Here is a 335-nt window from a genome sequence, read left to right on the forward strand (position 1 = left end):
TATATGACGGCAAGCAGATCATCCGCGCTGGGCTGGAAGACCACTTCTGCGGCAAGCTGATGGGCCTGCCGATGGGTTGCGACGTCTGCTACACCAACCACGCTGAAGCCGACCAGGACGACATGGATACGCTGCTGACGTTGTTTGGCGTGGCGGGCATTCATTTCATCATGGGCGTACCGGGCGCGGACGACATCATGCTGAACTACCAGAGCACGTCGTTTCATGACGCCCTCTACCTGCGCGACACGCTGGGCTTGCGGCCCGCGCCAGAGTTCGAGGCCTGGCTGCAAGGCATGGGCATTGTCGACATGGCCGGCCGCCTGCTAGACACC

The 335-nt window shown here is 61.8% G+C and carries 1 protein-coding gene; it reads left to right on the forward strand.

The features are described 5' to 3' along the window. Window positions 1–335: ethanolamine ammonia-lyase subunit EutB (gene eutB, locus RVY79_RS18300; RefSeq protein ID WP_317465951.1), on the forward strand; the 335-nt coding region annotated here is incomplete at both ends.

The sequence above is a fragment of the Chromohalobacter sp. HP20-39 genome (assembly GCF_033052815.1).
In the GTDB taxonomy this organism is placed as follows: Bacteria; Pseudomonadota; Gammaproteobacteria; order Pseudomonadales; family Halomonadaceae; genus Chromohalobacter.